This window comes from Ramlibacter sp. AN1133, from assembly GCF_037890035.1.
Classification (GTDB): domain Bacteria; phylum Pseudomonadota; class Gammaproteobacteria; order Burkholderiales; family Burkholderiaceae_C; genus Ramlibacter.
The window spans coordinates 268,686-292,249 of record NZ_JBBKTQ010000005.1 but is presented as its reverse complement, the minus strand read 5'-3'; the positions used below and the strand labels follow the sequence as shown (position 1 = coordinate 292,249).

Sequence of the window (23,564 nt, the reverse complement as noted above, 5' to 3'; positions counted from 1 at the left end):
CGCGCCTTCGGGCGGCCGTGCGGCGCGCCTCATTCCGGCTGCTGCACGTAGCGCACGATGTCCGCGTGCGTGGCGAACCACACCCGCCCGAGATGGCGCGCGTGCAGGATCAGTTCCTCCAGGATCCAGATGCGCGAGCGGTAGCCGCTGATGTGCGGATGCATCGTGAGCTGGAAGATGCCGCCTTCGCGGTAGGCCGCATCGAGCTCGCGGCGGAAGATGTCGAACACGTCCGCCGGCGGCGTGTAGGGCCGCAGCCCGGCGAAGCGGTTCATGTTGAAGTACACGGCATCGTCGCGGATCCATTCCACCGGCAGTTCGACCACGCCGCTAGTCTCGCCATCGAGCAGGAGCTCGTAGCAGTCCACGTCCGCCATCAGCGAGGAGTCGTACAGCAGGCCCATCTCGCGCGCGATGGCCAGCGTGGACGGGCTGAAATCCCAGGACGGCGTGCGGATGCCCACCGGCCGCCGGCCCGCGATCTTCTCGAGGGTGTCGGAGGCGCGCAGCATCAGCTCGCGCTCGGCCGCTTCGGGGAGCACCGAGTTGCGCTCGTGGATCCAGCCGTGCAGCGCGATCTCGTGGCCGGCGTCCGCGATGCGGCGCTGTTCTTCCGGGTAGAGCAGGGCCGTCACCGCGGGCACGTAGAAGCTGGCCGGAACGCCGTGGCGCGCGAGGATCTCCAGGATGCGCGGGATGCCCTGGCGATTGCCGTACTGCCCCTGCGAGAGCCGGCCGATCGACTCGCCACCCTCGCGCAGTTCGTTGGTCTCGTGGTCCGAGTCGAAGGACAGCGCCACCGCGCAGCGGGCGCCGCCTGGCCATTGCCGCGGCCGGAAGCTGCGCCCGGCCCGCACCCGGTCGACGATACCGCGCCAGTGTTCGTCCGGCCACTGCCAGGGCTGCAGCGGGTCGCCGGTCATTTCTTGCCTCCCGCGTTGATGCGCTGCGCGATCTCCTGCGCCGCTTTCGCCTCGGTCGCGACGAAGCCGGCGAATTCGCGCGGCGGCATCCCGATGCCTTCGATGCCCTGCTGGTCGAACTGCGCCTTCACCTCGGGCTCCGCCAGCGCGGCGACCACTGCCGCATGGATCCTGTTCACGATTTCCGGCGGCGCGCCGGCCGGCAGCCAGAGGCCGAACCAGTTGACCTTCTCGAAGCCCTTGAGCCCCTGTTCGTCCATCGTCGGCACCTCGGGCAGGCCCTTCCAGCGCTTCTTCCCGGTCAGGGCGAGCGCGCGCAGGCGGCCGTTCTGCACGTGCTGCAGGGCGATGTTGGTGCCGACGAAGAAGATGTCGATGCGGCCGGCGATCAGGTCGCTGGTCGCTTCGGGAATGCCCTTGTACGGCACCGAGAGGATGTCGGTGCCCGTCATGGCCTTCATCAGTTCGGCCGGGATGTGGCTGGCCGTGCCGTTGCCGGCGTTGGCGTAGGTCAGCTTGCCCGGGTTCTTCTTCGCCAGCGCGACGAGCTCCTGCAGGTTCTTCGCCTCCAGGCTGGGCGTCACCACCAGCGCCTGGCCGAAGTTCTGCGCCGCCAGCGTGACGTGGGTGAAGTCCTTGACCGGGTCGTAGGGCACGTTCTCGCTGAAGGGCGGGATGTTCACGTGCGAGGCGGTCGTGAACAGCCAAGTGTAGCCGTCGGCGGGCTGCTTGGCGACATACGCCGTGCCCACGAGCCCGCCCGCCCCGGCGCGGTTCTCGATGATGATCGGCTGCCCCAGCACCTGGGTCATCTTCGGCAGGATGGCGCGCAGGATCAGGTCGGGCGGGCCGCCGGCCGGCGACGGTACCACCACCTTGACCGGCTTGCTGGGGAAGTCGCGCGCGGCCGGGGCGCCCTGCGCGAAGGCTGCCGCGCCCGCGAGGGCCAGCACGGCGAGGACGGCGGTCCGCCGGGTGGGTTCATGCATCTGCATTGCCTCCGTTCGAGCCCACGCGCACGGGGGCCTGTCGTGTGATCGAGGAGAGGATCGCCTCCAGCACCGCCACGTTGTGCACGGCGTCGCCGCCGGGCGTGGCGAGCGGGCGGCGCGCGGCGGCATGGGCGGCGAAGTCTTCCAGCTCCGCGCGCTCGGTGCTGGTGTCGGCAAAGGTGTGCACCACCGGTCTCTGCTTGACCGTGACGTGCTCCGGGTCGAAGAAGCAGGTCTTGAGCGACCAGGTGTGCAGGTGCTCGACGTCGCCGACCTCGGCCCAGCCCTTGCTGCCGAACACCTGCAGCCGCCAGGTTTCGGCGGTGGCGATGACGGTGCCGAGATAGCCGGTCGCGCCGCTGGCGAAGCGCAGCAGCATCGAGGTCGTGTCGTCGACGCCGAAATCCTGCGCCAGGCGGAAGCTCTGGGCCGTCACCTGCTCGATCGGCCCGGCGAGGTACAGCATCGCGTCGATGACGTGCACGCCGCGCCCGGTCATGCCGCCGGCGGGCACCTCCTCGCGGTCGTGGCGCCAGTGGCCCTTCGGGAAGCGGTAGGCGCTCGGGCCGCAGAAGTTGCCTTCGAGGTGCAGCACGCGGCCCAGCGAGCCGTCCTCGACGAGGCGACGGATCTCGCGCAGCGCCGGCTGGTGCCGCCAGTTGTAGCCGACGGCGAGCGTCACGCCATGCTCGGCGCAGGCGCGGGCGGCGCGCTCGGCGCTCGCGGCGTCCAGGCCCAGCGGCTTTTCGCAGAACACGTGCTTGCCCGCTTGCGCAGCGGCGACGATCTGGTCGGTGTGCAGGGAGTGGGGCGTGGCGAGGACGACGGCGTCGATGGCGGGGTCGCGCAGGGCGTCCTCGTAGCTCGCGAGCATGCGCAGGCCGTGCGCCTGGGCGAAATCGCGGGCCTTGTCGGGCGTGCGGGTGGCGCCGGCGACGAAGCTGATGGCGGAGCTGCGGCCGTGGACGCTGCGCACGAGGTTCTGGCCCCAGGTGCCGAGGCCGATGATGGCGGCGCGGATCATGGGGATTGCGTTTGCGTTTGCGTTTGCGTTTGCGTGTGCATGGGCGTTTGCGTGTGCGTGTGCGTGTGCATGTGCGTGTGCGTGTGCATGTGCATGTGCGTGTGCGTGTGCGTTTGCGTGTGCATGTGCGTAGGCTGGCGGTGACCGGAGGGAACCCCAGCTTCGCTGCGCTCGCTGGATCGCTGGGGTTCCTTCGTCACCGCCAGCCTACGGGCACCTCGCAGCAGATCGACCAGGGCCAGCGAATCCTCCGGCACGGCATCGCCGCGCCACGCCACATGCTGGTCGTCGCGGCACAGCACCAGCTGGTGGCGATACGCAGCGGGGACTTCCACGCCCGCGATGTCGAGCACCGCCAGCGGCAGGCGCCGCTCGCGCGCGGCCAGCTGCAGCGGCCGCACATCCAGCGCAGGATCGAAGCGCAGCAAGGTATAGCCCTGCCCGAATGCGTCGTACAGGGAGCGCCCGTCCGCCAGCCAGAAGTGCGGCGCCCGGCAGCCCGGCACGGTCGATGGCGTGAAGCCGCCCATGGTGTACGCGGGCGGGGATTCGCCGTCGCCGGCGATGATCGGCGAGCCTTCGTAGTAGTAGCCGAAGTTCAGCCCCGCGCAGCAGAACTGCTGCACGTTCAGCTCGTACGCCTCGCGTCCGACCTCGGCGCGCGCACGCTCGCCTTCGGCGTCCTGCGCCTCGATGTTCGCCGGCACCGCTCGCCGCGCCTTGATCATCCGCGCCGCATGCTCCATGGCGAAGTGGGAGACCTGCATCGTGATCGGCTGGCGCTCGGCCTCGTAGGCATCGAGGATCGCCTCGTCGCCCCAGCCCTGCAGGCGGGCGGCCAGCAGCCACGAGAGGTTGAGCGCATCGGCGATGCCGGCGTTCATGCCGTAGCCGGCATAGGGCACCCACAGGTGCGCGGCATCGCCGGCGATGAAGACATGGCGGTCGCGAAAGCGGTCCGCCACCAGCCGGCGGCCGACCCAGTCTTCCTTGGTGATCATCTCGTACCGGAAGTCCGCGCCCACGCCGAGGATCTGCCGGATCGCCCAGTCGCGGTCGACCGAGTCGAACTCCGGTTCGTCCGGGTTCAGGTGGTTGTGCACCAGCCAGGTCTCCTGGCCGTCGATGGCGAACACCGTGCCGCAGCGGCGCGGATTGACGGCGTAACACGACCACGCCGGCTTGCCGGGGATCAGCGCGCGCAGGCCGGGCGCGCGGATGTAGCTCGATTGCACCCGCTGGATCACCGGCGTGCCTTCCAGCTTCGCGCCGATCGCCTTGCGCACCAGCGAACTGCCGCCGTCGCAGCCCACGAGATAGCGGCAGCGGATGCGCCGCTGCCGGCCGCTTTCCAGGTCCAGCGCGGTGGCCTCCACGCCGTCTTCGTGCTGCACGAAGCCGGTGACCTGCGTGCGGTTCAGGAGCGTCACGCCCGGCAGCGCCGCGGTGTGTTGCAGCAGGATGGGCTCCAGGAACAGCTGGTTGATGCGGTGCGGCGGCTCCGGCGTGGGCCACCACGTGTCGGGGCCTTCGCGCGAGGTGTAGCGTTCGGCGCGGCCCGGAATCGGGATGCGCGTGAGCTCCGTGCCGCACACGCTGGTGCGGAACACGACGTCGTTCGGGTGGTCCGCCGGCAGCCCCGCATCGCGCAGTTTCTGCGCGACGCCCAGCCGCCGGAACCGCTCCATGGTGCGCGCGGCGACGTGGTTGCACTTCACGTTCGGCGGCTCGGCGTAGCGGCGGATCTCCGCGATGGCGACGCGCACGCCGCGCGCCTGCAGGTCCATGGCGAGGGTGAGCCCCACGGGCCCGGCGCCGACGACCAGCACGTCGGCCGCGATCCCGGGCAGGCTCACTGGTCGATCCTGATGCTGGCCTGGCGGATCACCTTGCCCCACTTCTGCGTCTCGGAGCGGATGTAGGCCTCGAAGGCCTCGGGCCGGCCGGGCGCCGGCTCCACGCCCAGGTTGCGCATGCTGGCGGCGATCTGTTCGTCCTTCAGCGCCGCGGTGATCTCCGCGTTGAGCCGCTGCACGATGGCCGGCGGCGTGCCGGCCGGCGCGACCACGCCGAACCAGCCGGTGGAGTCGTAGCCGCTCAGGCCCGCTTCCGACGCCGTGGGCACGTCCGGCAGTTGCGGCAGCCGCTGCGGGCTGGTCACGGCATAGGCGACGAGCTTGCCCGCCTTGATGTGCTGCAGCGCCGAAGGCAGGTCCACCACGGCCAGCGGCACGTTGCCCGCGAGCACGTCCAGGGCCGCCGGGCCGGAGCCCTTGTACGGCACTTCGACCAGCTTCACCTCCGCCATCTGGGCGAACAGGGCCGCCGACAGGTGCATGGCCGTGCCGTTGCCGCCGTGCGCGATCGCCAGCTTGCCGGGCTCGGACTTCGCCAGCGCGATCAGGTCCTTCTGCGTCTTCGCCGGCACCGAGGGATGGCCGACCAGCACGAAGGGGATGGCGGCCAGCAGGGTGACCGGCTTGAAGTCCTTCACGGGGTCGAAGGGCATCTGCGCATAGAGGCTGCTGTTGGCGGCGAGTGCGCCGGCGGCGCCCACCCCCAGCGTGTAGCCGTCCGCCGGCGCCTTGGCCACGAGGGCCAGGCCGATGTTGCCGCCGGCGCCCGGCCGGTTGTCCACCACGACCTGCTGGCCCAGCCGTTCGTTCAGGCGCGGCACCAGCATGCGCACCACCGCATCGGCGCTGCCGCCGGGCGGGAAGGTCACGACCATGCGGATCGGCTGCCGTGGGAAATCGGTGGGGGCGTTCGGCTGGGCCAGGCTGGCGTTCGCCAGCCCCACGGCCAGCAGCGCGGCCAGCCCGCGGGCGATGCTCTTCATGCGGTCGGTCTCCTTGTGCGGCCATTGGAGCGGCAATCGCCGTCGCCGGCCATCGAAACAATCCCGGAGCACCCCATGTCGGCCATCCCGCACACGGCGTCGCAGGCGAGCCCGATGGCCGCGGCGCCCGCGGCCGGGCAGCATGGCCGCATGAACGAAACGAAACAGCACGAGGCCCTCTGGGACCTGATCAAGGACACGCGCTTTTGCATGCTGTCGCACCGCCATGCCGACGGAACGCTGCACTCCCACCCCCTGACCACGCAGAACAGGGAGCTGGCCGAGGACGGCTGCCTGTGGTTCTTCGTCTCGAAGTCCAGCGAGGTCGGCCAGCGGCTGCGCCAGGACGGCAACGTCAACCTGTCCTACGCCAACCCGGGCAAGGACACCTGGGTCTCCGTGACCGGCACCGCGCGCGTGCTGGAGGACCCGGAAAAGAAGAAGGAGCTGTTCAACACCTTCGCCAAGGCGTGGTTCCCCGGCGGCGCCGAGGACCCGGACCTGGAGCTGGTGGAGGTCCGCATCGACGAGGCGGAGTACTGGAACGTCAAGGAGAACAAGCTGCTGCAGTTGCTCAAGATGGGCAAGGCGGCGGCCACCGGCACGCGCCCGAAGAAGATGGGCGAGCACCACGAGGTGCAGTTCCGCTGAAGACAGCGTGACGGAATCCCCGGGGTTTCCCTAGGCGCACTGGGTGCCCGTGTCCCGGTTGAGGTGCATCAATCGGGATCGGGGCCGCTCAGGCGATCGTTGCAGCACACGCACCGAGGAGTCCCCGAACATGCCGTCGCCCGCCGTCCACATCCGCTTCGTCGGCCTGCTCTCGTCCTCGCGGGCGGAGGCGCTGGCGCGCGCCTGCATCAGCGGCCTCGACGCCATGTACGCCGAGGTCGCCCGCTGGGACATCTGCCTGCAGCCGCCGCTCGCGCCCTGGTGCACCAGCGGCTATGCGGTGCGCGCGCAGGCGCACCTGAACGACGGCAGCCTGATCTCGATCCGGGCGCAGGGCAGCGAACTGGAAGCCACGGTGCGCGACGCCTTCGACGGCATCGAGGAACTGCTGCTGCAGCAGGCCGAGCCGGAATCCCCCCAGCGCGGCTGGCTGCCCACCTCCGCCGCCGATACGCTCTCGCTGTCCGCGTGAGCGCGCCTACCGGCGCGTGTTGATCGACTGCAGGTAGGCCGCGACGTCGCCGATCTGTTCCTCGGTGAGTTCCTCGCCCCAGGGCGGCATGTACTCGGAACGCGCGAGCGCCTTGCCGCCCGAGCGGATGATCAGCTTCATGTACTGCTCGTTCTTGTCGCTGGTGCGCAGGTTGGCCGGGCGCGGGTCGTAGAGCTTGGCCGCGCGCCCGTTGCCGTCGGCGTTCGGCCCGTGGCAGGTGACGCAGTAGTTGAAGAACACCAGGCTGCCGCGGAAGCGCGCGGCGTCCTCGCCGTCGCGCGCCAGCAGCGGCCTGGAGCTGGTGGCGAGCACCTGCGCATAGGCATTGCTGATCTGCGCGGGCGCCAGCCCCGCGATGAGTGCCAGCGCCGCGAAGACGGCGAGACCCTTCACTTCTTCACCTCCACCAGCAGCTTCATGTCCGGGTGCACGGCGCACTCGACTTCGACGGTGCCCGGCTGGTCCATCACCACCGTCTTGGCCAGCCCCTGGCTGTAGGAGCCGAGGTCGAAGCTCTTGGTCTCCGAGAGCGAGAAGACGTTGTGGTTGAACGGGTCGTCGTTGACGAACTTCACGCTGTCGCCGGCGTGCACGACCAGTTTGCGCTGGGAAAAGGACTTGCCTTTCTGGCTGATCACGTGTTCGGCCGCCTGCGCCGGCAGGACGGCCAGCAGGGCGATCAGGGCGGCAGCAAAGGGGAGGGGTCGCATCTTCTGGAACTCCTGGAAGGAAGGAATCAGGCTCAGGCCTGGAGACTGGAAAGGCGCTGCAGCAGCGCGGTGGAGGTGTGCGTCAGCGACGCGGAGGTTTCGTCCAGCAGGCGGCCGTGGCGGTAGCCGTCCTCCAGCGCGGTGCCCAGGGACTGGCACTCGCGCTCCATGGCCTGCACGCGTTCGACCTGGCGCTGGAACGTGCCGCGAAAGCCCTGCACCTCGCGCTGCATGCCGTCGGCGAGAGCCTGGTTGGAGCGCGCGGAGGTGTCCAGCGCCGCGATGCGCCCGGCGCCCTGGTCCATGAGCGTGCAGGTGTCCTGCACCGCGTGGGTGGTGGCGTCGAGCTGGCGCGTGATGTCTTCGCTGGCGCGGCGGATCTGCAGGGCGGCCTGCTGGGTGTCTTCGGACAACTTGCGCACCGAACTGGCGATGACCGAGAAGCCGCGCCCGGCGCTGCCGGCCCGCGCCGCTTCCACCGCGGCATTGAGCGACAGCAGGCGCGTGGTGGAGGAGATGGACTCGATCTCGTCGGCGAAGCGGGCGATCTCCCCGCGGCTGCGATGCAGCGCGCGGGTGGTATCGAGCAGGCGGTGCAGGCGCTCCGCCATGCCGTGGATCTGGGCTGCCACGCCGCCCGCCTCGTCGGCGTGCTGGCGCGACATGTCGGCCGAAGCCAGGCAGGTCTGCCCGAGCTGCTGCACGTCCTGCAGGCAGGCCAGCGCCTCCTGGGTCATGGCCTGCGAGGCGCCTTCGAAGCCCTGCAGCAGCACGCGCAGCTGCTCGTTGGCGTGCTGCACGTCGCCATTGAGGCTGTCGAGCTGCTGGCCGCCGGATTCCAGTTCGCGCGCGCTGTGCGCGACTTCGTCCAGCAGCTGCTGCACCGGCGTGAAGCGGCGCATCAGTCGGCGATAGAACACGATGCCCAGCGCCGCGCCGGCCACCGCCGCCACGACGAGTGCGTACAGCAACTGCCGGAACAGGGCGGCGCGGGCGTCCGCGGCGCGCTGCCGCTCGGCCGACTGCGCCTCCAGGATCGCGGCGGACACGGTGTCGATGCGCTTGAGCGGCTCGGCGATCGCCTCCCGGGCCCGCGAAGCCTCGGCCCGCTCGCCCTTGCGCGCCAGCACGATCACGCTGACGCGCGGCGCCTTCACGGCGTCGACCAGCCGGCCCATCTCGGCGACGTCGGCGCTGTCCGGAAGGGCCGCGCGCAGGCCCGTGACGGCATCCTCCAGTCGCGAGGCGGCGGCGATGGAGCCGACCGCTGCCGCGCGCACGCGCGCCGGGTCTTCCTCCGCGATCGTCTGCGCCAGCATGCGATCGACTTCGAGCACGGCCAGGCGGGCGCCCACGGCGGCGCGCGAACGGGCCTCGTCGACGGCCTCGGCCTGCGCGATGGCCTGCGTGACTTTCCACATCGCGCCGGCGGAAGCCAGCGCGACCAGCACGACGAGCAGCGTGAGCGTACTGGCGAACCAGGTCAGCTGGCGCTTCCACTGGCCGACGGCGCTGCGCGGGCGGCCGCGGCCGGCCCGGCGCGCACCAGCGTCCGCGCGCGCCAGCGGCGGCGCGCTCAGGGGGTGGTCGAGAACGGCCGGCATGCTGCTTTGCGCCTGCAGGAGGCGGTCACTGGGGCAGCAGCGGCGTGGTCACGGGCGGACGCCGGCCGGTGAGCGCGTGCAGGAAGGCGACGAGATCGCTCTTGTCCTGCTCGCTCAGGTCCAGCCGCTTCATGTCGCCGGAAAGGTTCGAACGGTCGTCGCCGCCGCGGGCGTAGTGCTCCACCACGTCACGCAGGGTGGCGGCGGAGCCATCGCGGAAGTACGGGCCGGTCAGCGCGATGTCGCGCAGCGTCGGCGTCTTGAAGGCGCCCTTCATCGCGGCCACCGGACGGATCGCGAAGCGGCCCATGTCCGGCTTGGCGCCCGCGCCGCGCAGGCCGATGTTGTGGAAGCCGTTGTCGGTGAAGTTCGGGCCGCTGTGGCAGGTGCCGCAGTTGCCGCGGGCCGGATCGGCGAACACGCGAAAGCCGCGGTACTGCGACAGCGTGATGGCCCGCGCGTCGCCGGCGAGCCAGCGGTCGAAGGGCGAATCCTTCGAGACCACCGTGCGTTCGAAAGCCGCCATCGCCTTGGCGATCGTCTCCTCGCCGACCGGCTCGCCCGGGTAGGCACGTTCGAAAAGCGTCACGTAGGCGGGCATGGCGCGCAGGCGGTCGATCACCGCCGGGAAGTCGGTGTTCATTTCGTCGGCGGCCTTCATCGGGCCGAGCGCCTGGTCTTCCAGCGACTTCTTGCGGCCGTCCCACATGAACTGGGTGTTGAACGCGGTGTTGACGATGGTGGGCGTGGCGCGGGCCAGCACGACGCCGCCCATGCCGATGGCCGTCTTCAGCCCGTCCGACCAGCCGAGCGACGGGTTGTGGCAGGAGGCGCACGAGGTCGCACCGTTGCCGGACAGGCGCGGATCGAAGAACAGCGCCTTGCCCAGCGCCACCCGCGCAGGGGTGCTGGCGTTGTCCCCGGGCATCGGGACGGCGGGAAGCTGCCACTGCCGGTCGGCGGCCGTGGGCAGCGGGACTTTGTCTGCGAAAGCAGGGCCGGCCAGCATTGCGGCGGCCGCCAGGGCGAGGATCGGAAGCGTCTGCATCGGAGTCTCCAGCAGTGGCGGGGGTCAGTCGCCCGCTTAAGGTTGAATAGGGTGTTTACATTAAGACACACGGTTTACAGACGGATGAAAACCGTCTGGAGGGCCGGGAATGCCGCCGGTCCGCAGGAGCCGGGGCGGTGCCAAATCCGCCCGGGGCGGCAGCCGGGACGCGTCGCGCGTCAGTCCAGGCAGTAGCTGCTGGCGCGCTTGTGGCTCGCGCCCCAGGTGCGGTAGCCGGTGCGGTCGATGTGGATGCGGCCGGTGGGGTAGCGGCTCACGCCCATGTTCCACTGCTTGCCTTCCTCGCGCCAGAAGCGGCAGAGGCTGGCGCCGACTGCGGGCGGCAGCGGCGCGATGTCCACGGCGAACTTCTGGTGCGAGCTGCCCGGCGCGCCGCCGGCGCAGCGGTTCAGCCGCGGGTCGCGATAGGCCGAGACCACTTCGACGTTCGGGAGCACGCCGCGCTGCCGCAGGTCGCGCAGCAGGATCAGGACGTCCCGCACGTTCTCCCATTCGCTGGGCGGCGGCACCTCGAAGGGCTCGGCATGGCATTCCTTCCACATCGAGGCGCTGCGCAGCAGCTGGTACATCGGCACGACATCGGCCAGGTGCTCGTTCACGAGGTAGGCGCCGAAGGTGTCCACCTCCTCGCCGTGCCTGGCACGCCAGAGGGAGAACAGCACGTTGTCGCGTTCCGGGTCGCTGGGCGGTGCCGCGGGCGGCGCGGGCGCCGGCGCCACGTGCGGCGGCGGCACCGGTGGTTGCATCGGCGCGGTCGACGTGGACGGCCCGCGCGAGCAGCCGGCCAGCACGGCAACGAACGCGGCAAGGGCGAGGCAGAGTCGGCGTGGAGCGCCAGGCGTTCCCATGCCGGCCACCTTAGCGCAGCCCCGCGGCCGCGCATGTCGGAGGGCGTCAGCTTTCCAGCGGGAAAGAGAGGCTGAACAGCACGCCGCCGCCCGCGTTGGCTGCCTCGACCGTGCCGCCCATCTTGGCCATGTAGGTGCGCGCGACGAACAGCCCCTGCCCGCGCCGCCCGTGCGCGGCAGGCTCCGCGGCGTCGCTCACGCCGTAATCGAAGATGCGCTCCAGCATCGCCTCGGGAATCCCGGGCCCGACGTTGTGGACGCCGATCACCGCCTGCGCTGCGCGCTGCTGCAGCGACAGCGTGATCGGCGTGCCGGCGCTGCGATGGCGGTCGGCGTTGCGCAGGATGTGCGTGACGATGTCTTCCAGCGAGAACGGGTCGGCCCGCACGGTGAGCGGCGCACCGAGCGGCGTGTAGCGCACCTCCGCGATGCCGGCGAACTGCGCGTTGCCCGCCACCTCGCGCAGGAAGGCGTCGAGGTCCAGCGGCGCGAGTTCGAGCTCGGCGGCCTGCAGCGCCTCGCTGGGCGAGGCCTGCCCGTACAGCACGCGCACCGCCTGCTGCATGCGCTGCACGTAGCGGTGCGCGGGGTCGCCGGCATCCGGGTGCAGCACCATCAGCGACTGCAGCGGCGACAGGATCTCGTGGCCCACGGCCTGCAGCATGTCCCGCTCGCGCTGGGCGCGCAGCTGCTCGCGCTGCACGTCGCTCTTCACGCGCTGCAGCAGGTCCGCCAGGCCGCCGGCCAGGATGCCCAGTTCGTCCCTGCCCCGCAGGTCCGAGACGTCGAGCTGGCCGATGCGCGCGTCCCCGGTGGCGTCCATCTGCACGTTGTGCGACACCGCGGCGGCGCGCCGGGTCAAGACGGCGATGCGGCGGATCAGGCCGATCTCGATCACCAGCCAGGCCAGCACGATCGCGCCCAGCATGGCGGCAACGTACCAGGACATGCGGGTGGCGATCGCGCCCAGCCCCTGGTCGATGCCGCGCGCATCGCCGCCCAGCCGCGCTTCGTAGGTGCCCAGCGGGGTGGTGATCGTCTCGCGCGCACTCAGCGTCCCGGGCCGCGTGGCGACCGGCAGGCGGTCGATCACCCGCAGGATGAAGGGCGAGGTGCGCCCCGCACCGTCGTCGCGCGCCTTGAGCACCGCCACCGGCGTGGTGAGTCCGCGCTGCTGCCGCATCAGCGTGAGCACCTCGCCGGGCTGCAGCAAGGTGGCCAGGTCCTGCAGCGCCGGCGGCGGCACGGCCCCGGCGGCGTTGCTGTCGAAGATCGGCCGGTCGCTTTCCGGCGGCAGCACCTGCAGGTGCACGCGGATGCGGTCCAGGTCGGAGGGCGGCCAGGCCGGCGGCTGGTGTTCCAGCGCGCCGCGGAAGCCCTCCACCGGCAGGCGGATCGCATACGACACACGGCGCGCGCAGTCCGGCGGCGCGCCGCTGCTGGCGCAGCCCGCGCTTTGCCAGACGCTGGCGCGGAAATCGGGCACCGGCTTCGCATTCGCGGACAGCTCGCTCTCGCCGCGCCACGGGTAGGCGACGAAGCGGCCGCGCACCAGCGGCTCGCCGCGCATCGACTGCTTCTCGAAGGGCGCGATCCAGGTGCGCAGCTCGCCGCGCATCTCGAGGCGGATCAGCGCGCGGTGCACGCCCAGGAGGTCGGTGTCGCTGGCTTCGCGGCCCACCAGGTCGCCGCTGGCGAAGCTGCCGACCAGGTACAGGAAGCTGCCGGCATAGGCGCTGCTGCCCACGCCCGCGCACACCGCGCTGTCGTCGGGGTAGACCACGGAGCAGCCGGCCAGGTCCACCGCCTGCTGCGCCTTGCCCGGATCGTCGAGATCGAGCGAGGCATAGGGCAGCACCAGCGGGCGCAGCGGCGTCGGCGCGCCGCCCGCATCCGGGTTCAGCAGGGCCAGCAGGCCGGAGGGCTGGCGCAGCCGCGCCATCAGGTCCGCCTGCGTCTTGCGAAAGCCCTGCTGGTAGTTGCGGTAGCTGCGTGCCTTCTCGTCCTGCAGCAGCACCACCGCGAGCGCCAGCGTGGCCAGCGCCAGCAGCAGGAACACGCCGCGGATCAGGATCCGGCGGCGGAACGACGCCAGGCCCAGGCGCGGCACTTCCAGGCGCGCCAGCGACAGCTCCGGCAGGCCCAGGCCGGGCAGCTTCATGGCACCCAGCGGAAGCCGCGCATCGGCACGTTCTCGATGTGCCCGAAGCCGGCGTCGACTTCGCGGAAGGCGTCGCGGATCGTGCTCACGTGCTTGCGCACGTTGTCGCGGTTGCGCCCGCTCTTGACCACCTCGAACAGGTCCTCGTACGACACCACTTCGCCGCTGCGCTGGTACAGCGTCGCCAGGATGCGCTGCGCCGTCAGCGGCAGGTTGATGCGCTGGCCGCGCCAGGTGGGCGTGCGCTGCCACAGCGGGTCGAGCGCCAGTTCGTCGGCGGCGGGGGCGCTCTCCTGCCGGCGCGCGCGCCGCTCGCGCGACACCCGCAGGATCTCCAGGAAGGTCTCGATGAAGTCGGCTTCCTCGAAGGTGGTCTTCTGCAGGTAGTCCCAGGCATCCAGCGCCTTCATGATGCTGCGGTAGATCGCCGCCGGCATGGCGGAGACGACCAGCACCGGCACGCCCGAGCGCTGCTTGTTGATCGCGTTGATCAGCGCCACGCCGGCGTGGCGTTCGCGCCCGAGCTCGATGTCCAGCAGCACCACGTCGTAGGCCTCGCGCGCGAGCGCCGCCTCGGCCGCGTCGCGGTCGAACCACTGGTCGACCTCGATGCCGGGCCGGGCCGCGCGGATCCAGCCGGCGAGCTGGTTGCTGGTGGGGAGGTCGTCCTCGATGACGGCGACGCGGGGCATGGGTGTTGCGGGCGGTGGAAGGGGAGAACAGCCGGACGCAGAGGACGCGAAGGGTACGCAGAGGACGCAAAAGAAACCATTCAAAGGATGTCTTTTGCGTTCTTTCTCGCTTCTGCGTCCTCTGCGTCCGGTATCCGTATTCTGCGGCCTCTGCCCGGCAGGTCCCCGGAAGGTTTCTTCCGGGGCGTGAACGAAGCCGCCTTGCGGGTGCATTGTTCCCTCCCGGGCGGATTCGAAGAATGGCTGCATCGTCAAACGCCAAGGAGAAGCACGATGACAAGCCGCAAGAACCACACCCTCCGCGCCATCGCGAAGTTCGCGCTGGTCGCGGCCGCGAGCGCCGCCGCCGCCTCGCTGTGGGCGCAGGGCCGCCCCGAGTGCGGCCTGCTGCTGGACGCGCAGACCTGGCGCGAGGAAGTCGTCACGGCCAGTACCGGCCCGTGGCCGGAGGAGGGCTGGTTCCGCCTGGTGCCGCGCGACAAGGCGGTGGAGGTGCGCGCCGTCAAACCCACCGACGGCGTTTCCATGGTGGCGGCCGACGCCCTGTACTTCCGCCAGCGCGGCGTCGCGCTCAAGGAAGGCCAGCGCGTGGGCTACCGCTACCCCGAAGTGCTGCAGCAGCCGCGCATGGGCGTGCAGCACGAGCTTTCGGTGGGCGGCACGCGTTTCGGCCTGCTCGCCGCCTACGTGGACCAGGGCATCGAATACACGATCGCCTACGGCGGCGAAAGCTACCGCTACGTGCTGGGCGCCCCCGGCGCCGACCACACCGTGGTGCGCGCGGTCGCCGACCTCGACGGCGACCGCCAGCCGGACTTCGTGATCGACGTGGACGACGGCGTGTACCTGCTGCTGTCGACCCAGGCGCGTCCGGGCGTCAACGCCCCCACGGCGCACTACAGCGAAGAAGGTTCCTGAACCCCCTCGAAGCCGCAAGTCACAAGGAGAAGAAATCATGCTGGCCCGCCTGAAGTTCCTCGTCCGCGCGCTGCGCATCGCGCTGGCGCGCAGGTTCCGCCGCCCTGGCCAGGGCGATCCGCTGTTCGCCGAAGGCACCCTGTCGCGCGTGCTGCAGGCGCGCCGCACGCTCGCCGTGGCCGCCGTGGCCGGACTCGGCGCCTGGATGCTGGTGGCGCACCCGCCGGTGCAGACCGTGGGTTCCGGGGAGATCGGCGTGCGCACCAACCTGCTGACCGGCAGCGTGGTGCTGTGGCGCGAAGGCAGCATCCTGGTGGTGCCCGGCCTGCACGAGGCGCAGGTGTTCTCGCTGCGCGACCGCAGCTACAAGCCGGCCCAGCTCGCCAACGCTGCCGGCTCCGCGCCGGTGCAGTCGGTGGAGGGGCTCTCGGTCGGCATCGACCTCGTGGTGCGCTATGCGCTGGACCCGGCCCGCATCGCGGCCACCGCGCGCACGCTGCCGGCGAACCTGGACGCCGAGGTGGTCGAACCGGCGGTGCAGAACGTCGTCTACAAGGTGTTCCCGCGCTACACGGTGCGCGAGATCTTCTCCACCAAGCGCGCCGAGATCCAGCAGACCGTCGAAGTCGAACTGCGCCAGCGCCTGGCCGCCGACGGCGTGCTGCTCAAGGGCGTGCTGGTCGGCAAGGTGGACCTGCCGGCGGACTACAAGCGCGGCATGGAAGGCCTGCTGGCCGAGGAACTGGAAACGCAGAAGATGGAGTACACGCTGCAGCTGAAGGACAAGCGCGTGAAGGAGACCGAACTCGAGGCCTCCGCGGAGAAGGTGCGGCGCGAGGTGCGCGCCGAAGCGGCCGCCCGCGAGCAGGTGATCGCGGCGCGCGCGCAGGAGGAGGCGATGAAGCACGTGCTGCCCTTCAAGCAGCGCCAGATCGAGCAGCGCCGGCTCGAGGCCGAGGCGGAAAAGGAAGCGCGCATGAAGACCGCCGAAGGCACCGCGCAGGCGCGCCGCATCGAGGCCGCGGGCGAGGCCGACGCACGCCGGCGCCTCGCGGAGGCCGAGGTCTTCCGCCTGGAGAAGATCGGGCAGGCGAACGCGGAGCAGATGGCGCGCGAAGGCACGCTGCTGTCGCGCCACCCCTTGCTGATCCAGAAGGCGCTGGCCGACAAGCTGTCCGACAAGGTGCAGGTGATCATCGCGCCGCCCGGTGCGGCCGGAGGGTTCATCGGCGCCAACCTGCTGGGCAACCAGCCGGCGCGCGACGCGGGGCCGCAGCACGCGGCGGCCAAGAGCGAGGAGGACTGAGCCATGCCCGCCACCCTGGTCGCCCTCGCGGCCGCGGCCGCCCTGAACACCGCGATCGTCACCACCGACCGTGCCGTGCTGCGCGCCTCGCCGCGCGACTCCGCGCCGCAGCAGGCCCAGCTCTGGCAGGGCGAGGTGCTCGAAGTGCGCGGCGAACGGCTCGATTTCCTGCAGGTGTGGGACCCCGCGCGCGAGCGCGGCGGCTATGTGAAGGCCACGCAGGTGCGGCGCAGCGCCCTGACGGCGGCCGAAGCGCCGGAGCTGCTCGCCGTGCTGCGCTTCCTGCGCGAAGCACCCGGCGCCGAGTCGCTGGGCATCGCGGTGGCCGCGGCTTACCTGCAGGCGGCACCGGCGGAAACGCTGCGCGGCGCCGACGGTGCCGAGGCCCTGGACGCCCTGGGCACCCTGGCGGACCGGCTCGCCCGGAGCGCCTCCGAAGGCGCGGCCGCGGGCCGGCAGGCCACCCTCACGGCGCACCTGGAGGTCGCGGGGCGCTACGGCGTGAAGTTCGCCAGCCACGAACACGACGGCCGCATGCGCATCTGCTACGACGGCGACGCGTTCCGGCGGGTGCTGACGCTGCCCGCCACGCCGCAGCAGAAGGCGAACGCGGCGCTGGCCCTGACGCAGCCGGAGTGCATCGACCCGGCGCTGCAGCCCCTGCAGCGGCACGAATTGAATGCCTGGCGCGCCGAGGTGCTGGAGCGCGTGGACACCACCGGCTTGCCGGCGCACGTGAAGCACCGCGTGGCGCTGCGCCGTGCCGCGGTGTGGAGCACGCTGGCGTACGAGCGGGCGCGGCTCGCCGAGACCGGCAGCGGCGCCGCAGCGGAACGCGCGCTGGGCGAACTCGCGTCGGTGCGCCCCGGCGAACTCACGGACGACGACCAGGCGGCCTACCACGACGCCGCCATCCGGGTGAACGCGTCGCGCTGGGCGGCGGTGCCTGCGGTGCCGGGCGTGGCGGCGGGAACGCGTCCTGCGGTGCTCACTCGGCCGGGGCAGCCGGGCGAAACCTGCGTGCTGCTGGTCGATGCGAAGCACGACGCCGCGAATCCGCTCGCCAGGCGCTGCACGTACGCGCTGGTGTGGCCGCAGTCGGCCAGCGTGAACCGCGAAGGCACGGCCGTGGCGCTCGCCGTGCAGCCGATGGAGGGCTGGCGCGAGCTGTGGCTGTTGCGGCAGCAGGGGCGGCAATGGGCCATCGACGTGCTGCCGCCGGCGAGCCTGCAGCCCGGGGCGGGCTATGCGGAATTCGCCGGCTGGGTGCCGGGCGGCCAGCAGGTGCTGGTCGCGCGGGAGGCGCGGGGGGAAGGGAAGTACCGGCGCAGTTATGAAGTGGTGAGCCTGGCGTCGCTGGCGACGCAGCGGCAGGCGGGAGAGCCGGGGGCGCTGGGGCCGTTCCAGAGATGGCAGGATGCGGAGTGGAAGAGGATGTCGGTGGCGGTGCGGTGAACCGGACCCTCACCCCAGCCCTCTCCCGCAAGCGGGAGAGGGAGCAAGTCAGGGGGAAGCGGCGTCGGCCGCCGGCGGGCGCTTCGGTTTGAGCGCCCGCGCCTTGCGCACGTACTCCGGCAGGAAGCTGCGCTTGCTGCGGTCCGCGAACACCACCGTGACCTGCGTGTCGCTCGCTTCCTCCACCACGCCGCGGCCGTAGCGGCGCACCTCGACGAGGTCGCCGCGCGCGAACACCGCGGGGCCGCTCGCTTCGGGCTCCGGAGCCTCTGCCTCCTGCGGCGCCTTGCGCAGCAGCTCCTCGACCACCGCTTCGTGCGCGGCGATGCGCCGGCAGTTGTCGCAGTGCCCGCAGCGCTCGAAGGGCGCACTGCCTTCCAGGTGCTCCAGCAGCATGCGCCAGCGGCACTGGCCGGTCTGCGCGTAGAAGACCATCCGTTCGAGCGCCTCGCGGTCCAGGTCGCGCTTCCTGCCGTAGCCCTCGGTCAGCTCCCGCATGCGCGAGCCGCTGGCCGTCCTGCCCTGCAGCTTGAGCGTGCCGTCGCGCGACTGGCTCACCAGCTTGTCCTTGCGCAGCAGGCCCAGCGCCACCTGCACCTTGGACTTCGGGCGGCCCAACCGCGCCAGCAGCAGCGGCAGCGTCCAGGGCTCGCCATCCTCGCGCGGCTGCGCCAGCGCCTGCATGATCGCGGCGGCATCGTCCTCGCCAGGGTAGCGGCCGGCCATGAAGAACTGCTGGATCGCCTTGTCCCCGCGCAGGAACAGCAGGGTGCAGCGCGCCACCTCGCCGTCGCGCCCGGCGCGTCCCGCCTCCTGGTAGTAGGCCTCCAGCGTGGCGGGCAGCTGGTAGTGCAGCACGAAGCGGATGTCGGCCTTGTCGATGCCGAGGCCGAAAGCATTGGTCGCGACGATCACGCGCGTCGTGCCGTTCATGAAGGCGTCCTGCGTCGCGGCGCGGTCCGCGGAGGCCATCTTGCCGTGGTACAGGCCCACCGATTCGTCGGCCGCCAGCAGGGCCTCGTGCACCGCGTGGGCGGCCTTCACGGTGGCCGTGTAGACGATGCCGCTGCCCGGCGTGCCGCGCACGAGCTTCGTCACGTGCGCCAGCTTGTCGGCTTCCTTGGCGACGGGCAGCACGCGCAGGTCGAGGTTGGGCCGGTAGGCGCTCGTGTTGACCACGCCGTCCTTGGGGATCCCGAGCTGCTGGCAGATGTCCTCGGCGATCTGGTCGGTGGCGGTCGCGGTGAGGGCCAGCACGATCGGCTTGCCGAGGCGCGGCAGGGCATGGGCGATCTCGAGGAAGGCGGGACGGAAGTCGTGGCCCCATTGCGAGATGCAGTGCGCCTCGTCGATCGCCAGCAGGCTCACCGGGTGCGCCAGCAGGACGTCGAGGAATTCCGGGTCCGACAGCCGCTCCGGCGTGGTCATCACGATGCGCGCCGAGCCGTCCGCCACGGCGGCCACCGCTGCCTTGGTTTCGTCGCTGTCGGTGCCGCTGTTCACCTGCACCGCGGCGATGCCGAGTTCACGCAAGGATTCGCACTGGTCCTTCATCAGCGCGATCAGCGGCGAGACGACGACGGTGCGGCCCGGCAGCAGCAGCGCCGGCAGCTGGTAGCAGAGGGACTTGCCCGCGCCCGTGGGCATGACGGCCAGCGTCGGCTGGCCGGCCAGCACGCGCTCGATCACCGCGGCCTGGCCGGGGCGCAGGCGCGACAGCCCGAAGGTCTCGCGCAGCACCGTGCGCACGCGCCGCATCGCGGCGGCCGCCTCGGGAGGGGTGGCCGCGGAAGGGCGCGGGGCCATGCGTTCAGTCTTCTTCGGCGGAGTCGTCGCCGTCGGGGCCGATGCGCGACTCGTCCAGTTCCGCGAGGCCTTGTGCGTCGCGATTGTCCAGGTCGGTCATTTCCAGGCCGTCGGGGTCGAGGTCCGAAAAGCCTTCGTCCTCGGCCAGGTTCACCACCCGGTCCGGCAGGATGTCCGCACCTTCGCGCAGGTCCGCCCCGGCGACGCCGGCGCGGTCGCCGGTCTTGCCGGAGTCGGTCGTGTCCTCGCGCGCCTCGCTGGTGCCGATGGTGTCGCTGCCGCTGTCCGAGTTGTCGCTGGGGCCCAGCAGTTCGGCCTCGCGGCCGCTGGGCTCGGTGGGCGCGCGGTCCGCGCCCAGGATGCTGCTGTATGCCATGCATGCTCCTCTTGGTTCAGGGCAGTCTGGCGTGGCCGCGGGCAGCGCGGCGTCGGCACCCGCAACCGGGCCGTGTCGGACGCAGCCGCCGCGCGGCTGCCGTACAGTCGCGCCTGCAAGGAGACCCCAAAAGAGATGTCGAACGTAGCCGTGCCGGCGGGACTGCCGCCCTTTCGCGCCATTCCGAACCTGATCCGCGAGAACGCCCAGGCGCGGCCCGGCCACCTCGCGCTGCGGCAGGGCTCCGAGCGCATGACCTGGCAGGAGCTCGATCGCGCGGCCGACCGTGTCGCGGCCACGCTGCAGCGCCACGGGGCGCAGCCGCGCGAGAGCATCGCGATCTGCGGCGCCAACTCCCTTCCCTACGTCGTGCTGTTCCTGGGCGGACTGCGCGCCGGGCTCGCCGTGGCCCCGCTGCCCACGGGCGCCACCGCCGAACAGCTGGCCGGCATGGTGCGCGACAGCGGCGCGCGTTTCTTCTTCGTCGATGCCGACGTGCCGGCCTTCGACGCGGGCGTGCCGCGCATCCGCATGGACGACGCCGCACTCGAGCAGTGGCTGGACGCCGAGCACCCGAAGCCGGTGCACGTGCATCCGGAATGGGCCTTCAACATCATCTATTCCTCCGGCACGACGGGCACGCCCAAGGGCATCGTGCAGCCGCACCAGATGCGCTGGGCCCACGTGGCGCGCGGCGAGAACTACGGCTACGGCCCCGACGCCGTGACCATGGTGGCCACCTCGCTGTGCTCCAACACCACGCTGGTCTCCGCCTTCCCGTGCCTGGCCAAGGGCGGCACACTGGTGCTGACCGAAGGCCGCTTCGATCCCCGCGCCTGGCTGGAACTCGCGCAGGACGCGCGCGCGACGCACGCGATGCTGGTGCCCGTGCAGTACCAGCGGCTGATGGCCTACCCCGGCTTCGACGGCTACGACCTGTCGTCCTTCCGCATGAAGTTCTGCACCAGCGCGCCGTTCTCGGCCCACCTGAAGGCACAGATCCTCGCGCGCTGGCCCGGCGGCCTGGTGGAGTACTACGGCATGACCGAAGGCGGCGGCACCGTCATCCTGGAAGCGCACAAGTTCCCGGACAAGCTGCACACGGTGGGCAAGCCCGCCGAAGGGCACGACATCCGGCTGGTCGACGAGGAAGGCCGCGAGGTCGCGCGCGGCGAGGTGGGCGAGGTGGTGGGGCGCTCGGGCGCCATGATGGCCGGCTACCAGAACCAGCCCGGGAAGACGCGCGAGGCCGAATGGCACGACGCCGCCGGCAACCGCTTCATCCGCACCGGCGACGTGGGCCGCTTCGACGAGGACGGCTTCCTCGTGCTGATGGACCGGCGCAAGGACATGATCATCAGCGGCGGCTTCAACGTGTACCCGAGCGACCTCGAACTGGTGTTGCGCGGGCACCCGGCCGTGCACGAGGCCGCGGTGGTCGGCGTGCCGTCGGAAGCCTGGGGCGAAACGCCCGTGGCCTTCGTCGTGCCGAACGAGGGCGCCATCGGCGCGGACGAACTGCGCGCCTGGGTCAACGGCCGGGTCGGCAAGATCCAGCGCCTGGCGGACCTGCGCTACGTGGCCGAGCTGCCGCGCAGCGACATCGGCAAGGTCCTCAAGCGGCAACTGCGCGACGGCTACACCCCGGGCTGAGCCTGCATCCCGGCGGTCGCTTGTCTGGGCAATCACAGCCTTGACAATGTTTGCCTAGGCAAGTATATTCCGGGTCCCATGGCCACCCGGACCGATCCTTCCCCTGCCGATCCCGTGTTCTACACGCCCGAGGCCTACCGCCCGGACGAGAGCGCGGCCTACCTGATGAAGCGCATCCTGACGCTCATGGCGGCCGAGGTGGACGAGGCGCTGGAGCCGCAAGGCCTGACCCACGCCCAGTGGGTGCCGCTGCTGAAGCTGCACATGGGCGATGCCTCCACGGTCGCCGAGCTGGCGCGCGAATGCCAGCTCGACGCCGGCGCCATGACGCGCACGCTGGACCGGCTGGAAGCCAAGGGGCTGCTGGGGCGGGTGCGCTCCTCGGAGGACCGCCGGGTGGTCAACCTCGAGCTCACCGACGAGGGACGCGAGGCCGCCCGGCACATCCCCAAGGTGCTGTGCAAGGTGCAGAACGCTTTTCTCAAGGGCTTGAAGGTGGAGGAGTGGGAGCAGCTGAAGGCGCTGCTGAACCGCATCCTCGCCAACGGAACGAAGCTGCAGGGCAGCCGCGAAGGAAACGAATGAAGAACCCGAACACGCGCGGCCGGCTGGCCGTGCTGGCCGCCGCCTTGGTGCTGGCGGGCTGCGCGAGCACCAAGGGCATCGCACCCGAAGCGCAGGTGCGCGAACCGGCCGTGCCGCACGCGGCCACGCAGCCCGTGGCGCCGGTCTCCTCCACCTGGTGGCGCGACTTCGGCGATCCGCAGCTCGATGCGCTGGTCGAACAGGCGCTGCGCGACAGCCCCACGCTGGGCGTGGCCCGGGCCCGCCTGCGCCGCGCCGAGTCGGCCAGCGCGGTGGCGCGCACGGCGGACCAGCCGCAGTTCCAGGGCCAGCTGGACCTGACGCACCAGCGTTACAGCGAGCACAGCCTGTTTCCCCCGCCCTTGGCCGGCTCGGTGCGCGACAACGCCACGGCGCAGGTCAACATGAACTGGGAGCTCGACTTCTTCGGCCGCAACCAGGCGGCGCTGCAGGCCGCGCTGGGAACGGAGCGTGCCGCGCAGGCCGACGTGGCCGCCGCGCGGGTGGTGCTCGCCAGCAATGTCGCGCGCGCCTACTTCCAGCTGGTGCGCCTGCAGGAGCAGACCGTCGTGGCGCAGCGCACGCTGGCCCAGCGCGAGGAGCAGCTCAAGCTGGTGCGCCAGCGCGTGGGCGCCGGCCTGGACACCAACCTCGAACTGCGCCAGAGCGAAGGCGCGCTGCCCGAGGCGCGCCAGCAGCTCGAAGCCTTGCGCGAGCAGGCCCAGACCACGCGCAATGCGCTGGCGGCGCTGGTCGGCGGCGGCGAACCTCCGGAGCTGGCGCAGCTGCCGGCGATCGCGGCCCTGCACCCGGTCACCGCGGTGCCGGCACTGCCCGCGGACCTGCTCGGTCGCCGGCCGGACGTATCCGCCGCCCGCGCCCGCGTCGAAGCGGCCACGCAGGGCGTGAAGGAGGCGGAGGCGCAGTTCTATCCCAGCGTGAACCTGGTCGCCTTCGCCGGGCTCACCAGCCTGGGCCTGTCGAACCTGGTGGATTTCGGCAGCCGCCAGTGGGGCGTGGGCCCGGCGGTGCGCCTGCCGATCTTCGCGCAGGACCGCCTGCGCGCCAACCTGCGCGGCCGCACGGCGGACCTCGACGCCGCCATCGAGAGCTACAACGGCGCCGTCGTGGAAGCGATCCACGAAGCCGCCGATGCGGTGGCGAGCCTGCAGTCGCTCGAGCGCCAGCTGGCCGAGCAGCGCCAGGCGCTCGCCGCCGCCGAAGGCGCCTACGACATCGCGGTGCAGCGCTATCGCGCGGGGCTGGGCACCTTCCTGAACGTCCTCACGGCGGAGACGGCCGTGCTCGCGCAGCGCCGCCTCGGCGTGGACCTCGCCGCGCGCGTGCTCGATGCCCGCGTGGCCCTGTACCGCGCCCTCGGCGGCGGCGCCACCGAGGACACCGCCGTCGCCGCGCACTGAACACCGGAACGAACACC

General features: G+C 71.4%; 22 protein-coding genes. 8 read left to right on the top strand and 14 right to left on the bottom strand.

The window, feature by feature from the left end; translation table 11 throughout:
* Positions 1 to 29 precede the first annotated feature (29 nt).
* The 5 genes from WG923_RS09380 to WG923_RS09360 are packed head-to-tail and all read right to left on the bottom strand — an operon-like array spanning position 30 to position 5,778.
* A complete protein-coding gene (locus WG923_RS09380) occupies positions 30 to 923 on the bottom strand; it encodes a polysaccharide deacetylase family protein (protein ID WP_340350672.1) in 894 nt (297 codons plus the stop codon).
* On the bottom strand, positions 920 to 1,912 hold the full coding sequence (locus WG923_RS09375) for a tripartite tricarboxylate transporter substrate binding protein (RefSeq protein WP_340350671.1): 993 nt from the start codon (positions 1,910 to 1,912) through the stop codon (positions 920 to 922). Before WG923_RS09375 ends, WG923_RS09380 begins: the two co-directional genes overlap by 4 nt.
* The gene (locus WG923_RS09370) at positions 1,905 to 2,939 is read right to left on the bottom strand and encodes a Gfo/Idh/MocA family protein (protein ID WP_340350670.1); all 1,035 of its coding nucleotides are present in this window, start codon (positions 2,937 to 2,939) and stop codon (positions 1,905 to 1,907) included. The genes WG923_RS09375 and WG923_RS09370 overlap by 8 nt, the downstream gene beginning before the upstream one ends.
* Entirely contained in the window at positions 2,936 to 4,795 is a 1,860-nt protein-coding gene (locus WG923_RS09365) for an FAD-dependent oxidoreductase (protein ID WP_340350669.1), read from the bottom strand. Before WG923_RS09365 ends, WG923_RS09370 begins: the two co-directional genes overlap by 4 nt.
* Entirely contained in the window at positions 4,792 to 5,778 is a 987-nt protein-coding gene (locus WG923_RS09360) for a Bug family tripartite tricarboxylate transporter substrate binding protein (RefSeq protein WP_340350668.1), read from the bottom strand. Before WG923_RS09360 ends, WG923_RS09365 begins: the two co-directional genes overlap by 4 nt.
* A 75-nt stretch (positions 5,779 to 5,853) precedes the next feature.
* On the opposite strand from WG923_RS09360, the gene WG923_RS09355 reads away from it, so the two are divergent.
* Positions 5,854 to 6,429 (top strand): pyridoxamine 5'-phosphate oxidase family protein, encoded by a 576-nt coding sequence (locus WG923_RS09355; protein WP_445322912.1) that lies wholly within the window; start codon positions 5,854 to 5,856, stop codon positions 6,427 to 6,429.
* A 130-nt stretch (positions 6,430 to 6,559) separates the two neighbouring features.
* Positions 6,560 to 6,922 carry a hypothetical protein gene (locus tag WG923_RS09350; RefSeq protein ID WP_340350667.1) on the top strand — a complete coding sequence of 121 codons (363 nt, stop codon included), beginning with the start codon at positions 6,560 to 6,562 and terminating at the stop codon, positions 6,920 to 6,922.
* Positions 6,923 to 6,928: 6 nt separating this feature from the next.
* Here WG923_RS09350 and WG923_RS09345 read toward each other — a convergent pair whose 3' ends face one another.
* The 7 genes from WG923_RS09345 to WG923_RS09315 all read right to left on the bottom strand — a co-directional run bounded on the left by WG923_RS09345 (position 6,929) and on the right by WG923_RS09315 (position 14,027).
* Positions 6,929 to 7,336: a c-type cytochrome gene (locus WG923_RS09345; protein ID WP_340350666.1), complete on the bottom strand. Its 408-nt coding sequence runs from the start codon at positions 7,334 to 7,336 to the stop codon at positions 6,929 to 6,931.
* Positions 7,333 to 7,653, bottom strand: coding sequence for a plastocyanin/azurin family copper-binding protein (locus WG923_RS09340; RefSeq protein WP_340350665.1), 321 nt, complete (start codon positions 7,651 to 7,653; stop codon positions 7,333 to 7,335). The genes WG923_RS09345 and WG923_RS09340 overlap by 4 nt, the downstream gene beginning before the upstream one ends.
* Positions 7,654 to 7,685: 32 nt before the next feature.
* Positions 7,686 to 9,257, bottom strand: coding sequence for a methyl-accepting chemotaxis protein (locus tag WG923_RS09335; RefSeq protein WP_340350664.1), 1,572 nt, complete (start codon positions 9,255 to 9,257; stop codon positions 7,686 to 7,688).
* A 25-nt stretch (positions 9,258 to 9,282) separates the two neighbouring features.
* Positions 9,283 to 10,305 carry a cytochrome-c peroxidase gene (locus WG923_RS09330; protein WP_340350663.1) on the bottom strand — a complete coding sequence of 341 codons (1,023 nt, stop codon included), beginning with the start codon at positions 10,303 to 10,305 and terminating at the stop codon, positions 9,283 to 9,285.
* Between the two features lie 179 nt (positions 10,306 to 10,484).
* The gene (locus tag WG923_RS09325) at positions 10,485 to 11,072 is read right to left on the bottom strand and encodes a D-Ala-D-Ala carboxypeptidase family metallohydrolase (protein WP_340350662.1); all 588 of its coding nucleotides are present in this window, start codon (positions 11,070 to 11,072) and stop codon (positions 10,485 to 10,487) included.
* Between the two features lie 148 nt (positions 11,073 to 11,220).
* The gene (locus WG923_RS09320) at positions 11,221 to 13,335 is read right to left on the bottom strand and encodes a sensor histidine kinase (RefSeq protein WP_340350661.1); all 2,115 of its coding nucleotides are present in this window, start codon (positions 13,333 to 13,335) and stop codon (positions 11,221 to 11,223) included.
* Positions 13,332 to 14,027 carry a response regulator gene (locus WG923_RS09315; protein ID WP_340350660.1) on the bottom strand — a complete coding sequence of 232 codons (696 nt, stop codon included), beginning with the start codon at positions 14,025 to 14,027 and terminating at the stop codon, positions 13,332 to 13,334. The genes WG923_RS09320 and WG923_RS09315 overlap by 4 nt, the downstream gene beginning before the upstream one ends.
* Positions 14,028 to 14,300: 273 nt before the next feature.
* Between WG923_RS09315 and WG923_RS09310 the strand changes: the two genes are divergently transcribed.
* From WG923_RS09310 to WG923_RS09300, 3 genes are read left to right on the top strand one after another with little or no spacing between them, the layout of a single operon-like run.
* Positions 14,301 to 14,945, top strand: a complete 645-nt coding sequence (locus WG923_RS09310) for a hypothetical protein (RefSeq protein WP_340350659.1) — start codon at positions 14,301 to 14,303, stop codon at positions 14,943 to 14,945.
* A gap of 37 nt (positions 14,946 to 14,982) precedes the next feature.
* Complete coding sequence (locus WG923_RS09305; protein WP_340350658.1) at positions 14,983 to 16,251, top strand: SPFH domain-containing protein; 1,269 nt, start codon at positions 14,983 to 14,985, stop codon at positions 16,249 to 16,251.
* Between the two features lie 3 nt (positions 16,252 to 16,254).
* Complete coding sequence (locus WG923_RS09300; RefSeq protein ID WP_340350657.1) at positions 16,255 to 17,706, top strand: hypothetical protein; 1,452 nt, start codon at positions 16,255 to 16,257, stop codon at positions 17,704 to 17,706.
* Between the two features lie 48 nt (positions 17,707 to 17,754).
* On the opposite strand, the gene WG923_RS09295 is transcribed toward WG923_RS09300, so the two are convergent.
* Positions 17,755 to 19,512, bottom strand: coding sequence for a RecQ family ATP-dependent DNA helicase (locus WG923_RS09295; RefSeq protein ID WP_340350656.1), 1,758 nt, complete (start codon positions 19,510 to 19,512; stop codon positions 17,755 to 17,757).
* Between the two features lie 4 nt (positions 19,513 to 19,516).
* The gene (locus WG923_RS09290; RefSeq protein WP_340350655.1) at positions 19,517 to 19,888 is read right to left on the bottom strand and encodes a hypothetical protein; all 372 of its coding nucleotides are present in this window, start codon (positions 19,886 to 19,888) and stop codon (positions 19,517 to 19,519) included.
* A 135-nt stretch (positions 19,889 to 20,023) separates the two neighbouring features.
* Between WG923_RS09290 and WG923_RS09285 the strand changes: the two genes are divergently transcribed.
* The 3 genes from WG923_RS09285 to WG923_RS09275 all read left to right on the top strand — a co-directional run bounded on the left by WG923_RS09285 (position 20,024) and on the right by WG923_RS09275 (position 23,547).
* Entirely contained in the window at positions 20,024 to 21,541 is a 1,518-nt protein-coding gene (locus WG923_RS09285) for a class I adenylate-forming enzyme family protein (protein WP_340350654.1), read from the top strand.
* Positions 21,542 to 21,619: 78 nt separating this feature from the next.
* The gene (locus WG923_RS09280) at positions 21,620 to 22,126 is read left to right on the top strand and encodes a MarR family winged helix-turn-helix transcriptional regulator (RefSeq protein ID WP_340350653.1); all 507 of its coding nucleotides are present in this window, start codon (positions 21,620 to 21,622) and stop codon (positions 22,124 to 22,126) included.
* Complete coding sequence (locus WG923_RS09275) at positions 22,123 to 23,547, top strand: efflux transporter outer membrane subunit (RefSeq protein WP_340350652.1); 1,425 nt, start codon at positions 22,123 to 22,125, stop codon at positions 23,545 to 23,547. Before WG923_RS09280 ends, WG923_RS09275 begins: the two co-directional genes overlap by 4 nt.
* The last annotated feature ends 17 nt before the right edge of the window (positions 23,548 to 23,564 follow it).